Here is a 12,770-nt window from a genome sequence, read left to right on the forward strand (position 1 = left end):
CGTCGTCCCGCCCTCGGTGCTCACGCCGGGGTGCGGCGGTCCCCCCCTATACATCCCCCCGTACATCCCGCTCTCTCTACGTGTCCCAGTCGCCGCGCGTCTCGCGGCGGCGGCGGAGCACGGAGAACCATCCGGACGCGTGCACCGCGTTGACCGCGACGATGCCGCCCCAGGTGACCAGCAGCCCGGACAGCCCCGCGTTGGCCGCGGCGATCGCGGAGAGCGGGATGGCCAGCACGAGCGTGACCACCACGAAGGCGAAGCGCTCGCCGAGCCCGAGCCCGAGGCCGGGACCCTGGCCGGGGAGGCCCGCCGGGTCGGGGCGCGCGCCGCGCGCGGCGGCCATCTGCTCCTCGGCCATCTGCCGCCGCACCTGGCGGTCAGCGGTGTCGTTGAACCGCTGCTCGACCTTCTCCATGAAGGAGTCGACCAGCTCCGTCTCGTACTCCGCCCCCAGCTCCTTGCGCGTCTGGAGGGTGGCGTCGAGTTCGCGCTTCAGTTCGGCGTCACGACTGTCCATGCTCCAACGGTACGGTCTCAGGGACGCGTTGTCGGTGGGGCTAGCCCCCCGAATCGCGTGGGGGGACAGGTAGCCGTACCTCCCGGCCCGCTGTGGAAGGAGCCAGTCCGTGTCCGCACCTCTGCTTACGTCCCTCGCCGGATCGGGAGGCGCGTCGGGAGGCGACCGCCCCGACGCGCTCACCGTGGGCCCCCGCGCCTGCTCGCGCGAGGAGCTGCTCGGCGCCGCGGGCGCGGTCGCGGCCCGTATCGCCGGAGCGCCCGTCGTCGCCGTCCGGGCGACCCCCACGGCGGAGACGGTGGCGGCCGTGGTGGGCGCGCTGCTCGCGGGGGTGCCCGTGGTGCCCGTGCCGCCGGACTCCGGCCCCGCGGAACGGGACCACATCCTCCGGGACTCCAAGGCCGCGCTGCTGCTGACGGGGGAGCCGTCGGAGGACGAGCACGCCGCGCCCGTGGAGACCGTCCCCGTGGACCTGGCGGAGCGCGCGGCGTGGAGCGGGGCCGAACCGGCCCCGGAGTCGACGGCGTTCATCCTCTACACCTCCGGCACCACCGGCGCGCCCAAGGGCGCCCTGATCTCGCGGCGCGCGGTGGCCGCCGACCTGGACGCGCTGGCCGGGGCCTGGGCCTGGACGCCGGAGGACACGCTCGTCCACGGCCTGCCGCTGTTCCATGTGCACGGGCTGGTGCTCGGCGTGCTGGGCGCGCTGCGCGTGGGCAGCCGGCTGGTGCACACTGGCCGGCCGACCCCGGCGGCGTACGCGGCGGCGGGCGGCAGCCTGTACTTCGGCGTGCCGACGGTCTGGCACCGGGTCGTCCAGGACCCGGCCGCCGCCCGCGCGCTCTCCGCCGCCCGGCTCCTGGTGTCCGGCAGCGCCCCGCTCCCCGCGCCCGTCTTCCGCGACCTGGAGCAGCTGACCGGCCACCGCCCGGTCGAGCGCTACGGCATGACGGAGACGCTGATCACCATCAGCACCCGGGCGGACGGCGAGCGCCGCCCCGGCTATGTCGGCACCCCGCTGTCCGGCATCCGCACCCGGATCGCCGCCGAGGAGGGCGCCGAGATCGGCGAGCTCCAGCTCACCGGCCCGACCCTCTTCGACGGCTACCTCAACCGCCCGGAGGCGACCGCCGGCTCGTACACCGAGGACGGCTGGTTCCGCACCGGCGACATCGCCGCCGTCGAGCCCGACGGCTTCCACCGCATCGTCGGCCGGGCCTCCACCGACCTGATCAAGTCCGGCGGCTACCGCATCGGCGCCGGCGAGGTCGAGAACGCGCTGCTGGACCACCCGGCGGTGCGTGAGGCGGCCGTCGTCGGCGCCCCGCACGAGGACCTGGGCCAGCAGATCGTGGCGTATGTCGTCGCCGACGGGGTGAGCGAGGCGGAGCTGATCGACTTCGTCGCCGGGCAGCTCTCCGTCCACAAGCGCCCCCGCAAGGTCCGCTTCCTGGACGCGCTGCCGCGCAACGCCATGGGGAAGCCCCAGAAGAAGCTGCTGCCCCCGGCCTGAGGGCTTCCGGCCTGAGGGACTTCGGCCGGGCGGCGCGGCCCGGGCTGGGCCGCGCCGCCCTTCGGCGGTGCTATCGCTTGGCGAGGCCGTTCCGCTTCACCCAGTCGGCCGCCACCTCGTCCGGGTCCTTCTTCTCGACGTCGACCAGCTTGTTCAGCTTGGCCAGCTCGTCCGTGGTGAGCGCGCCGCCCAGCCGGGCCAGGGCCCTGCGGACCTTGGCGTCGGCCTTGGCGCCGCGCACGACGGGGACGATGTGCTGGGCGGGGATGAGCTGCTTGGGGTCGGCGAGGATGATCCAGCCGTTGGCCTGGATGTCGGGGTCGGTGCTGAAGAGGTTGGCGACGTCGACGTCGCCCTTCTTCAGGGCGCCCTTGACCAGGGGGCCGGAGGCGTCCAGGGACTTGAACTCCTTGAACGTGGTCCCGTAGACGTTCTTCAGACCGACCAGGCCGACGACCCGCTTCTTGTCCTCCGCCGGTCCGCCGAAGACCAGCTTGCCGTCGAGCCGGTGGAGGTCGGCGAGGCTGCGCAGCCCGTACCGGTCGGCCGTCTCCTTGGTGACGGCGAAGACGTCCTTGTCCTCGGCGGCGGCGTACGGGAGGGCTTCCAGGCTGCCGGGGAGGGCGACGGTCAGCGCGTTCTGGAGGTCGCCGGCCTCCGTCTCCTTGGCGGTGTCGTCGAAGTGCAGGAGCAGATTGCCCTGGTACTCGGGGAGCAGGTCGATATCGCCCTGCTGGAGGGCGGGGATGACGATCTCGCGGGAGCCGAGGTTGGGGCGGACGCTCGCCTTGACGCCGGCGCCGCGCAGCGCCTCGGCGTAGAGGTAGCCGAGAATCTGGTTCTCGGTGAAGTTGGCGGTGCCGACGACCAGGCCGCCCGCGCTGCTGCCGCCGCCGGAGCCGCCGTCGTCCGAGCCGCCCTTGAGCGAGGTCACGCCGCCGCAGGCGGCGAGGGCGGGGAGGGAGGCGGCGCCGAGGAGGCCGCCGAGCAGGGCCCTGCGAGTGGGGCGGGGGGCCCGGGGGTTCAGGGAGGTCATGCGGGACTTCTCCTCAGTTCCTCAAGTCGAGTGGGCGTGCGAGGGCGCGGGGCGGTTGCGGAACAGCAGGCGCTGCACTCCGGCCAGCGCCAGGTCCAGGGCGATGGCGAGCGCGGCGACCAGCACCGCCCCGCCCAGCACCTGCACCAGGTCGCGCTGGGCGAGCCCGTCGAAGACGTACCGGCCGAGCCCGCCGAAGCTGACGTACGCGGCGATGGTGGCGGTGGCCACGACCTGCACGGTGGCCAGCCGCAGCCCGGTCATGACCAGGGGGAGCGCGAGGGGCAGCTCGATCCGCAGCAGGACCTGGTGGGCGCGCATGCCCTGGCCGCGCGCGGCGTCCTTGACCTCGGGGTCGACGGCGGCCATGCCGGCGTAGGTGTTGGTGACGATCACCGGGACCGCGAGGGCGACCAGCGAGACGTACACCGGCCACATGCTCAGCCCGCTGGCCAGGAAGACCAGCGTGACCAGGCCGACCGTCGGCAGCGCGCGCCCGAACCCGGCGAGGTTGATGGCCAGGAAGGCGCCGCGGCCGGTGTGGCCGATGAGCAGGCCGACGGGGAGGGCGATCAGGGTGGCGACGACGGTGGCCAGGAGCGAGTACTGGAGGTGTTCGAACAGGCGGGTGGCGATGCCGTCGGGCCCGGACCACTGGGCGCCGCTGGTCAGCCAGACGCCGAGGTTCTTCAGCAGTTCGATCATGTCAGGCACGCCTCCTCAGCCACGGGGTGCACAGCCACTGGACGGTCACCAGCACGGCGTCCGCGGCCAGCGCGAGCAGCAGGGACAGGGCGACTCCGGCGACGACGGGGGTCGGGTAGTTGCGCTGGAAGCCGTCGGTGAACAGCTGGCCCAGGCCGCCGTATCCGATGTAGCTGGCCACGCTGACCAGCGAGATCGCCATCACGGTGGCGACCCGCACGCCCGCCATGATCACGGGGAAGGCGAGCGGCAGCTCGACGGTGAGCAGGGTACGCAGCGGGCGGGCGCCCATCGCCTTGGACGCCTCGCGGGCCTTGGCGGGGACGCTGTCCAGGCCCTCGACGGTGTTCCGCAACAGCACGACCAGGGTGTAGATGGTCAGGCCGGTGATCGCGGTGGTGCGGGTGAGGCCGGTGACCGGCAGCAGCAGCACGAAGATCGCGATGGACGGGATGGTGAACAGGACGTTCGACAGGCCCAGCAGCAGCCCGCGCAGCGGCCGGACGCGGTGGGCGAGCACGGCCAGCGGCACCGCGATCAGGATCCCGAAGAGCACGGAGGGGATGGCGGTGGACAGGTGGTCGAGGGTGAGCCGGACGAGGTCGTCGCGGTGATCGGGGAACCAGCCCCAGTCGATGGTCATGCGGTCACGCCCGCGTCCTGAGGTGTGGCCGTGCCGTCCGTGGCTGTGCCGTTCGCTGCCGCGGCCGTCCGCGCCGCCTCCGCGTGGCGCCGCCCGGCGTGCTCATGGATCAGCTCGCGGTCGGTCACTCCGGTGAGGACGCCGTCGGCGTCCACGCGGGCCACCAGGCCGGCGGGGGAGGCGATCGACTCGTCGAGTGCGGTCAGCAGGGAGTCGCCGTCCCGCAGCGGGCGCACGGGCAGCAGCGGGGCGCGGTCGCCCTGCGGGCCCTCGGTGTCGCGCCAGCCGAGCGGCTCGCCGCGCTCGGAGGTGACCAGCCGCCAGCGCCCGCCCGCTCCCTTCGGGCCCGCCTCCCCGGTGGGCGCGGGGCGCTGCGGCACGTCGGCGAGCGTGGAGAGCGAGAGCAGCTTCAGGCCGCGCTCGGCGCCGAGGAAGCCCGCGACGAAGTCGTCGGCCGGGTCGGCCAGCAGCTCGGCGGGCGGTGCGCACTGCACGAGGTGGCCGCCGGTGCGGAAGACGGCTATGCGGTCGCCGAGCCGCACCGCCTCGTCGATGTCGTGGGTGACGAAGACCACGGTCTTGCGCAGCTCGCTCTGGAGGCGCAGCAGCTCGTTCTGGAGCTGGGTCCGCACGACCGGGTCGACGGCGCCGAAGGGCTCGTCCATCAGCAGCACCGGCGGGTCGGCCGCCAGGGCGCGGGCGACCCCCACGCGCTGCTGCTGGCCGCCGGAGAGCTGGTGCGGGTAGCGCTTGCCGGCGTCGGCGGGCAGGCCGACCAGCTCCAGCAGCTCGGCGGCGCGCGCCCGCGCCTTGCGGCGGCCCCAGCCGAGCAGCAGTGGCACCGTGGCGATGTTGTCGAGCACCGTGCGGTGTGGGAACAGCCCGGCCTGCTGGATGACGTAGCCGATGCCGCGCCGCAGCTCGGCGGCGTCGGCCCGCTGTACGTCACGGCCGCCGACGCTGATGGTGCCGCTGCTGGGCTCGACCATCCGGTTGACCATCCGGAGGGTGGTGGTCTTGCCGCAGCCCGAGGAGCCCACGAGGACCGTGATGCCGCCCTCGGGCAGTTCGAGATCGAGGTCGTCGACGGCGGTGGTGCCGTTCGGGTAGTGCTTGCTGACGCGATTGAAGCTGATCATCCGCTTCCCCTTGCCCTGTCTGCATATAGTCATGCACAGTCGTAGGCGAGTGAATAGAAGTCAAGAGTCCGGTGTTAATCAACGGTTACTTCTGCTCACAATGTGGGACGGAATGTCGATCTCCGTCCGAATAGGGTCCGAACAGGGTGCGGGTGAAAGGGGATCCGCTGGATGTTGTCTCAGATGTTGGGCTCTACGGGCACTGCGGGTACGGCGGGCGGCGCACGCGGTAGCGGCGCCGGGGACAGTGCGGGCGACGCCGCGCCCCAGGTCGTACTGGACGGCCGGACCCTGCGCGTGGCCGATGTGGTGCGGCTCGCCGACCGGACCGCCCGCCCCGCCGCGCCCGACCCGGACGCCTTCGCCCGCGCCGAGCGCTCCTGGGAGACCGCGCTCCGGCTGGCCGCCACCGGGCGCGTCTACGGCCGCAGCACCGGCGTCGGCGCCAACCGCACCGAGGACGTCGGGACCGCCGACCAGGAGCACGGCCTGCGCCTGCTGCGCAGCCACGCCGGCGCCATCGGCGCCCCGCTGCCGGGCCGCGAGGTCCGCGCCATGCTCGCCGTACGCGCCAACCAGCTCCTCGCGGGCGGCGCCGGGCTGCGCCCCGCCGTCGTCACCGCCCTCGCCCAGGCCCTGGAGAGCGGCGCCCACCCGGTCGTCAACGAACACGGCGCGGTCGGCACCGGTGACCTCGCCGCGCTCGCCCAGACCGGCCTCGCCCTCGTCGGCGAACACCCCTGGGACCTCACCGACGCCGCCCCGGAAGGCCGCGCCCCCGCGCCCGTCGAGCTCGACGGCAACGACGCGCTCGCCCTCATCAGCAGCAACGCCCTCACCCTCGGCCAGTCGGCGCTCGCCCTGGACGAGCTGCGCCGGCTGCTGTCCGCCTCGCTCACCGTCGCCGCGCTCTCGCTGATCGCGGTCGGCGGCTCGCTGGAGGCGTACGCCGAGCCCGTGCACGAGGCGCGCCCGCTCCCCGGCTCCGTCGAGGCGGCCGCCCGCATGCGCGCCCTGCTCGGCGCCCCGGCCCGCCCGACGCCGCCGCTGGGCCGGATCCAGGACCCGTACGGCTTCCGCTGCCTGCCGCAGATCCACGGACCGGCGCTGGACGCCGCCGACGCGCTGGAGCGGGTGCTGACCGTCGAGTTCAACGCCGCCGCCGAGAACCCGCTGATATGCGCCGAGGACGAGGCCGCCTACCACCACGGCAACTTCTACGCCGCGCACCTCGCGCTCGGCCTCGACCACTTCCGGCTCGCCACGCTTCAGACCGCCCGGCTGTCCACCGCCCGGCTCGCCGCCCTGTCCGAGCCGGACTTCACCCGGCTGCGGCCCTTCCTCGGCGACGCCGCGTCCGCCAGCTCGGGCGTGATGATCCTGGAGTACGCGGCGGGGGCGGCCCTCGGCGAGCTGCGGGCCGTCTCCCACCCGGCCTCGCTCGGCCACGCCGTGCTCTCGCGCGGCGTCGAGGAGCAGGCCAGCTTCGCCTCGCTCGGCGCCCGGCAGACGCTGCGGGTGATCGACAACTACCGTCAGGTGCTGGGCTGTGAACTGGTCGCGGCCGTACGGGCGCTGCGCCAGCGCGGGCTGGAGCCGGAACCGGAGCTGCCGGTCGGCGCGGCGTTCGCCTTGGCGGCGGACCAGCTCGATCCGAGGATGGAGGACCGTCCGCTGACGCAGGATGTGGCGGTGGCCGCGGGCCTGCTCGACGGGCTGGCGGACATCGGCGTCGCGGGCGCGGAGAGTTGAGCATCGGGGAGTGGGCCCGGGAGGGCCGAGAGGGGCAGGAGAGAGCGATGAGTACGAACACGGGGGCGTCGGCGGAGGCGGAGGCCCTGGCTGCGGCCGGGGCGCGGGACGACGCGGCCGCGGTGCAGGGTGACGCGGCCGGGGCGGGGGCGGGGGCCGGCGCCGCCCGGCTTCAGAAGCTCTTCGAGGGCCACCGGCTGACGCCCACCCAGCGGCGCATCGCCCACTGCATGGTGCGGCGGGCGGCCGACGCGCCGTTCCTGTCGAGCGTCGAGCTCGCCGAGCTGGCCGGCGTCAGCCAGCCGTCGGTGACCCGCTTCGCGGTCGCGCTCGGCTTCGACGGCTACCCGGCGCTGCGCAGGCATCTGCGCGAGGTCGCCCCCGCCGAGCGGGGCGAGGGCGGGGACGCCTACAACGAGTACCAGCAGGCGGTCCAGTCGGAGATCGACAACCTGCGCCATCTGGCGTCCCTGCTCGCCGACCCGGCCCCGGTCGTACGGGCCGGGCGGCTGCTCGCCGAATCCCGGCCGCTGCCGGTGCTCGGCCTGCGCGCGGCCTCCGCCCAGGCGGGCGGCTTCGCGTACTTCGCGCGCAAGGTCCACCCGGACGTACGCCTGCTCGACGAGGGCGGCACCATGCTCGCCGACCGCGTCGACGCGGCGGTGCGCGCGGGCGCGACCGCCCTGCTGTGCTTCGCCCTGCCGCGCCATCCGCGCGAGGTCGTCGAGGGCCTGGAGTACGCCAGGTCCGCCGGGCTGACCGTGGTGACGGTCGCCGACAGCGCCTTCGCGCCGGTCGCCCGCCACAGCGACCTGCTGCTGCCCGCGGCGGTCGGCACCGGGCTCGCCTTCGACACGGCGTGCGCGCCGATGCTGCTGGGGCGGGTGCTGCTGGAGGCGATGTGCGACGCGCTGCCGGACGCGCAGGCGCGGCTGGAGGAGTTCGACGCCAAGGCCGCGGCGCGGAGCCTGTTCGTGGAGTGACCGCCTCTCAGAGAATTCTCAGGCCCGGTGACTGGAGTCCGTCCCTCGAACGCTGTATGCACGGCTTGTACAGGTGACCGGATTCGAGACGAGGAGGTCTGTCGTGGGGCGCGGGGCGTATGCGCTGGCGCGGGTGGCCGTGGTTCTGCGGGCGCCGGCGGGATGGCTGTGGTGGCTGGGCCTGCTGGCCGCCGGCGTCGGGGTGCTGGTGCCGGGGCTGACGGGGCGCCGGATCGGAGTGCTGGCGGGAGCGGCGCTGTTCCTGATCGCGGCGGTCGTGACCTTCCTGGCCCGCCGCGGGCGGTATCTGGAGCTGGCGCGCGCCGCCTCTCGGGCGGGCAGGTCGGTGTTCCTCCAGGACCGTGCGGTGACCGTACGGGCCCGGCGGCGCGCGCTGCGCTGGTGGCTGCTGCTGGCGTTCCTGGCCGCGGTGGGGTCGTCGTTCGCCGTGCCCGCGGCCGTCGGGATGCTGATGGCGGGGGTCGGCGCCGGGCTGTGGGCCAAGGCGCTGTGGCTGGGCCACTGGGAGCGGGCGAACGACGTGCTGCTGTGGGTGCGCGCGGAGTGGGTGGCCCGCGGCGGTCCGGCGGGCAAGGGCGTGAGCGCCTACCGGACGACCGGGATCGTGGCCGGGGACGCCCGGCCGGGCGGGGCCAGGCGGGGCCGCGCGGAGGCCGCGGCGGCGCGCTGACGCGTCACCCGGACCGGGGCGGGGTGCCTTGACCGTTCGCCGGACGGCCCGGAAACCGGGCCGTCCGGCGAACGGGGAAGGCCCCCCGGACGATCACCCGACGGTCAGCGGGAGACGTGGGCCGGAGTGAACTCGACCGGCAGGGCGGCCACGCCCCGCATCCAGATGGACGGCCGCCACTCGATCTCATCGGCGGGAAGCGACAGCACCACATCGGGGATCCGGTCGAGGAGCACCTCGATGGCCGCCTTGGTGATGATCTCGGCCAGCTCCGGCGCCGGCTCCGGGCAGCGGTGCTCACCGTGGCTGAAGGACAGATGGGCCTGGTTGCCGGCGGAGCCGGCGGTGAAGTCGGGCCGCACCTGCGGGTCGGTGTTCGCGGCGGCCAGGCCCAGGATGACGCAGTCGCCCTTCTTGATCTGCTGCCCGCCGAGCCTGGTGTCCTGGGATGCCCAGCGCCCGATGAAGTTCTGGGTCGGGGTGTCCTCCCACAGCACCTCGGTGAGCGCCTGGCTGACGCTGCGGCGCCCGCCGGAGATCGTGACGGCGAACCGGTCGTCGGTCAGCATCAGCCGCAGGGTGTTGCCGATCCAGTTGGACGTGGGCTGCTGACCGGCGGCCATGATCGAGATCATGTCCTGGATGATCTCTTCGTCGCTGAGCCCGGCCGGGTGAGCCGCCATCCGCGAGGGCACGTCCGCCTTGGGCTCACGGCGGCTGCGCTGCACCAACTCCGCCATCTTGGCGGCTATTCGGCCGTACGCCGCGACAGCTCCCTCGCCGTCGTCCAGTGAGGCGGTCATGTCCCGCTCCAGGTCGGCCGTCTCGGAGGGCTCGAGGCCGCAGATCCGGGCCACCACACGCAGCGGGACCTGGCTCGCGTACTCGGTCATCAGCTCGGCCCGGCCGCTGCCCGCGAAGGCGTCGATCAGCTCGTCGGCGACCCGTTCACTGTGCGCGCGCACCTCGAACTGGTCCGCTGCCGACAGGGCGTCGCTGATCGCCCCCGAGCGCCGCTGGTGCTCCGCGCCCTCGGTGAACAGCACGGACGGCTGATAGCCGACGAACGGCAGCAGCGGCCAGTCGTCCGGGATCCGGTCCCAGGCGTGCCAGCGGCGGGAATCGCGGGCGAACAGCTCGGGGTTGGTGGTGACGCGGTGCACCTCGCGGTAGCCGAGGACCAGCCAGGCGGGGATGTCGCCGTCGAGCAGGACCGGGGCGACCGGCCCGTGTTCCCGCCGCAACTGCCCGTAGAGGTCGGCCGGATCCTCCTGGAACCGCAGGGCATGCATGCGTACGCCGCCGGGGTTGTGGGCGGGGCAGCCTACGGGGGGCGAGGGGACCTGGGGATGATTCATGCGGTGTGCTCCTGGGCGGGCGGCACGTTCGCCGGCACGCCGAAGGAGTCCCGCATTGCTCGAACGATTGAACGGCTCAACGTGCTGGGGGCTGGCGTAGGGCCGCCCGACCATACGGAGCCTTGGGTTCCATACGGTGGACGACCTGGGCAAAGGCTAACAGCCACCCGCCGTGTGAAGGGAAGTTGGTGGCTGTACTGAACGCTTGCCGCCGCTGGACTGAACGCGTGCCGGTGCTGGCCGGCGCCGATGGCAGAAGACCTCCAAAGGGGAGGCATCAAAGCCCCGACAGCGCGCCCGTGTGCTCGCCGCCGCTCTCGGCGACGATCTCGTCGACGGACTGCGGCGAGCGTACGGGCGCGAAGCGCACGCGGCCGTTCCTGCCGCCGTTGCCGCCGTTGCCGCCGCTGACCGAGAAGCCGTAGATCCCGGGGCGGGGCAGGCTGTTGTACGCGAAGTGGTTGGAGAAGTAGTACGCGCCCGTGTCCAGCAGCGCGACCAGGTCGCCCGCCTCCAGCGCGGGCAGCGGCCGGTTCACGGCGACCAGGTCGCCCGCGAAGCAGCACGGCCCGGCCACGTCCTGCGGCACCGGGCCGCCCGGCCCGGTCGGCTTGGCCACGCCCTCGCCGTCGTACGCCGCGAGCCGCAACGGCCATGACTCCGGGGCGAAGACGGTGCGCGTGGCCAGCTGGGCGCCCGCGTGGGTGACGGCGATCGGGCGGCCGCCCGCCGACTTGGTGTACTCCACGCGCGCCAGGACCGTGCCGGACTTGGCGACCAGCGACCGCCCGAACTCCGTGACCAGCCCGTACCGGCCGTCGAACAGCCCGGGGACGGTAGCGAGCAGCAGACGGGCGTAGTCGCGGTAGCCGGGGGTGATCTCGTCGGAGCCGAAGTTGACCGGCAGCCCGCCACCGATGTCGAGCGTGTCGATCTGCTGTCGGCCGACCTTCCGGTTGATCTCCTCGGCGAGCTCGTACGCCGCCCGTACGCCCGCCGCCATCAGGTCCAGCGGGCAGCCCTGGGAGCCCACGTGCGCGTGCAGCCGGGTCAGCCAGGGCCGCTTCGTGAACGCGTTCACGACCCACTCGCGCGCCCCCACGTCCAGCAGCGCCACCCCGAACTTCGAGGTCGCGGTGGCGGTGCTGAGCGCCCCGATGCTGCCCCCGCCCACCTGCGGATTGACCCGCAGCCCCAGCGGGCCGGGCGGCAGCGCGGGCCCGGGGCCGCTCCGCGGCGACACCAGCGCGTTCAGGCGGGCCAGCTCCTGCGGGTTGTCGGCGTTGACGGCGATGCCGAGCTCGACGGCCTCGCGCAGCTCGGCGTGGGTCTTGGCGGGCGAGTCGAGCACGATGCGCTCGGGGGCGACCCCCGCGGCCCGGGCCAGGGCCAGCTCGCCGGGGCTGGCCACCTCGCAGCCGATCCCGTCGTCGGCCAGCAGCCGCAGCACGGGGACGAGCGCGGCGGCCTTGACGGCGAAGGCGTGCAGCACGGGGGTGCCCGGCGCGACGACCTCGTCGAAGGCGGCCCGCAGCTCGGCCGCGGCGGCGCGGATGCCCGCCACGTCCAGCAGCCCGACGACGGGCTGGTCGGGGCCGATCAGCCCCTGCTCCACGGCGGCCCGCACCGCCCGCTCCCGCCGGGCGGCCGCGCCCGCCCCCGTTGCCACCGCATTCGATGTCATGTCACCAGCCAACCACCACGCGCCCCCGCCGCCCAGCCCGCTCCGCGGCCCGTCCCACGTGGTGGGCCAGGTGGGTTTCCCCTGCCCCGCCCCTTCCCGGCCCCAGTCGATGTGCGGTCTCCGCCCCGGCCCCCGGGGGCGGGAGCCGGATGCAGGGCTCACCGCGCGGCGGGGGCTCGTCTGGCCGAAAGCCGGGAAGCGGCGGGGCCGCCCCTGGGCCCGGGGGCGTGGGCGGAGCCCCCGGTTCGGGAAGGGGCGGGGTGGGGAAAAGTGACCGTCGGCCGGGCTTAGCCGGTGGAGCCCAGGTCGCGGCCGAGGTCGCGCAGCGGGCCGCCGACGCGCTGCGCGAGCCCGTCGCGCAGCTCCGTCAGCCGTTCGATGCGCTCGTCGAGATACGTCAGCCGGCGCCGGACGATCATATTGGGGAGCGTGCACAGACCGGGCTCCCCGTCCGTCCGGGGCTCGGTGGCCGCGGGGCGGTCGCGGCGGTTCGCGGGGAGCGCCTCGATGGCCGCCACGAGGGCCCGTACGTCCTCGATGGTCAGGCCGGCGGTCAGTAGTTCGCGCACGGCGCGCAGATGGCGCACGTCCTCGGCCGTGTAGTCGCGGTGCCCGGAGGGCGTGCGGCGCGCGGTGAGCAGCCCGCGCTGCTCGTAGTAGCGCAGCGCCCGTGGCGTCAGCCCGGCGGCCGCCGCCGCGTCCCCGATGCGCATGGGTCCCCCCGTTCCTTTGCGCCTTGACGCCTT

12 protein-coding genes are annotated in these 12,770 nt (G+C 74.3%); 4 read left to right on the forward strand and 8 right to left on the reverse strand.

Annotated elements, in window-relative coordinates; all coding sequences use genetic code 11:
- Window positions 1-76: 76 nt before the first annotated feature.
- A complete protein-coding gene (locus tag ACZ4WQ_RS46305) occupies window positions 77-520 on the reverse strand; it encodes a hypothetical protein (RefSeq protein ID WP_311729385.1) in 444 nt (147 codons plus the stop codon).
- Between the two features lie 109 nt (window positions 521-629).
- Here ACZ4WQ_RS46305 and ACZ4WQ_RS46310 point away from each other — a divergent pair, with 109 nt between their 5' ends.
- Window positions 630-2,033, forward strand: a complete 1,404-nt coding sequence (locus ACZ4WQ_RS46310) for an acyl-CoA synthetase (protein ID WP_398374507.1) — start codon at window positions 630-632, stop codon at window positions 2,031-2,033.
- A 70-nt stretch (window positions 2,034-2,103) separates the two neighbouring features.
- Here ACZ4WQ_RS46310 and ACZ4WQ_RS46315 read toward each other — a convergent pair whose 3' ends face one another.
- The 4 genes from ACZ4WQ_RS46315 to ACZ4WQ_RS46330 are packed head-to-tail and all read right to left on the reverse strand — an operon-like array spanning window position 2,104 to window position 5,556.
- Window positions 2,104-3,069 carry an ABC transporter substrate-binding protein gene (locus ACZ4WQ_RS46315; RefSeq protein WP_398374505.1) on the reverse strand — a complete coding sequence of 322 codons (966 nt, stop codon included), beginning with the start codon at window positions 3,067-3,069 and terminating at the stop codon, window positions 2,104-2,106.
- A 21-nt stretch (window positions 3,070-3,090) separates the two neighbouring features.
- Complete coding sequence (locus ACZ4WQ_RS46320; RefSeq protein ID WP_398374873.1) at window positions 3,091-3,774, reverse strand: ABC transporter permease; 684 nt, start codon at window positions 3,772-3,774, stop codon at window positions 3,091-3,093.
- A 1-nt stretch (window position 3,775) separates the two neighbouring features.
- Window positions 3,776-4,417 carry an ABC transporter permease gene (locus tag ACZ4WQ_RS46325; RefSeq protein WP_311729388.1) on the reverse strand — a complete coding sequence of 214 codons (642 nt, stop codon included), beginning with the start codon at window positions 4,415-4,417 and terminating at the stop codon, window positions 3,776-3,778.
- Window positions 4,414-5,556 (reverse strand): ABC transporter ATP-binding protein, encoded by a 1,143-nt coding sequence (locus ACZ4WQ_RS46330; protein ID WP_398374504.1) that lies wholly within the window; start codon window positions 5,554-5,556, stop codon window positions 4,414-4,416. The genes ACZ4WQ_RS46325 and ACZ4WQ_RS46330 overlap by 4 nt, the downstream gene beginning before the upstream one ends.
- A 183-nt stretch (window positions 5,557-5,739) precedes the next feature.
- Here ACZ4WQ_RS46330 and ACZ4WQ_RS46335 point away from each other — a divergent pair, with 183 nt between their 5' ends.
- From ACZ4WQ_RS46335 to ACZ4WQ_RS46345, 3 genes are all read left to right on the forward strand, one after another.
- Window positions 5,740-7,308 carry an aromatic amino acid ammonia-lyase gene (locus tag ACZ4WQ_RS46335; RefSeq protein ID WP_398374503.1) on the forward strand — a complete coding sequence of 523 codons (1,569 nt, stop codon included), beginning with the start codon at window positions 5,740-5,742 and terminating at the stop codon, window positions 7,306-7,308.
- Window positions 7,309-7,355: 47 nt separating this feature from the next.
- Window positions 7,356-8,291 carry a MurR/RpiR family transcriptional regulator gene (locus ACZ4WQ_RS46340; RefSeq protein WP_311729391.1) on the forward strand — a complete coding sequence of 312 codons (936 nt, stop codon included), beginning with the start codon at window positions 7,356-7,358 and terminating at the stop codon, window positions 8,289-8,291.
- Between the two features lie 103 nt (window positions 8,292-8,394).
- Window positions 8,395-8,982 carry a hypothetical protein gene (locus ACZ4WQ_RS46345; RefSeq protein WP_398374502.1) on the forward strand — a complete coding sequence of 196 codons (588 nt, stop codon included), beginning with the start codon at window positions 8,395-8,397 and terminating at the stop codon, window positions 8,980-8,982.
- A 104-nt stretch (window positions 8,983-9,086) separates the two neighbouring features.
- Here ACZ4WQ_RS46345 and ACZ4WQ_RS46350 read toward each other — a convergent pair whose 3' ends face one another.
- The 3 genes from ACZ4WQ_RS46350 to ACZ4WQ_RS46360 form a co-directional block, all read right to left on the reverse strand.
- Window positions 9,087-10,340, reverse strand: coding sequence for a cytochrome P450 (locus ACZ4WQ_RS46350; protein WP_311729393.1), 1,254 nt, complete (start codon window positions 10,338-10,340; stop codon window positions 9,087-9,089).
- A gap of 277 nt (window positions 10,341-10,617) precedes the next feature.
- The gene (locus ACZ4WQ_RS46355) at window positions 10,618-12,024 is read right to left on the reverse strand and encodes a type III PLP-dependent enzyme domain-containing protein (RefSeq protein WP_311729394.1); all 1,407 of its coding nucleotides are present in this window, start codon (window positions 12,022-12,024) and stop codon (window positions 10,618-10,620) included.
- A 287-nt stretch (window positions 12,025-12,311) separates the two neighbouring features.
- Entirely contained in the window at window positions 12,312-12,737 is a 426-nt protein-coding gene (locus ACZ4WQ_RS46360; protein WP_398374501.1) for a MerR family transcriptional regulator, read from the reverse strand.
- Between the last annotated feature and the right edge of the window lie 33 nt (window positions 12,738-12,770).

The organism is Streptomyces sp. NPDC028305, from assembly GCF_055569495.1.

Bases quoted from the DNA above. Each gene is read 5' to 3' on its own strand.
- ACZ4WQ_RS46325 (WP_311729388.1), bottom strand. From the start codon at position 4,417: ATGACCATCGACTGGGGCTGGTTCCCCGATCACCGCGACGACCTCGTC.
- ACZ4WQ_RS46340 (WP_311729391.1), top strand. From the start codon at position 7,356: ATGAGTACGAACACGGGGGCGTCGGCGGAGGCGGAGGCCCTGGCTGCG.
- ACZ4WQ_RS46305 (WP_311729385.1), bottom strand. From the start codon at position 520: ATGGACAGTCGTGACGCCGAACTGAAGCGCGAACTCGACGCCACCCTC.
- ACZ4WQ_RS46335 (WP_398374503.1), top strand. From the start codon at position 5,740: ATGTTGGGCTCTACGGGCACTGCGGGTACGGCGGGCGGCGCACGCGGT.
- ACZ4WQ_RS46360 (WP_398374501.1), bottom strand. From the start codon at position 12,737: ATGCGCATCGGGGACGCGGCGGCGGCCGCCGGGCTGACGCCACGGGCG.
- ACZ4WQ_RS46330 (WP_398374504.1), bottom strand. From the start codon at position 5,556: ATGATCAGCTTCAATCGCGTCAGCAAGCACTACCCGAACGGCACCACC.
- ACZ4WQ_RS46315 (WP_398374505.1), bottom strand. From the start codon at position 3,069: ATGACCTCCCTGAACCCCCGGGCCCCCCGCCCCACTCGCAGGGCCCTG.
- ACZ4WQ_RS46355 (WP_311729394.1), bottom strand. From the start codon at position 12,024: ATGACATCGAATGCGGTGGCAACGGGGGCGGGCGCGGCCGCCCGGCGG.
- ACZ4WQ_RS46320 (WP_398374873.1), bottom strand. From the start codon at position 3,774: ATGATCGAACTGCTGAAGAACCTCGGCGTCTGGCTGACCAGCGGCGCC.
- ACZ4WQ_RS46350 (WP_311729393.1), bottom strand. From the start codon at position 10,340: ATGAATCATCCCCAGGTCCCCTCGCCCCCCGTAGGCTGCCCCGCCCAC.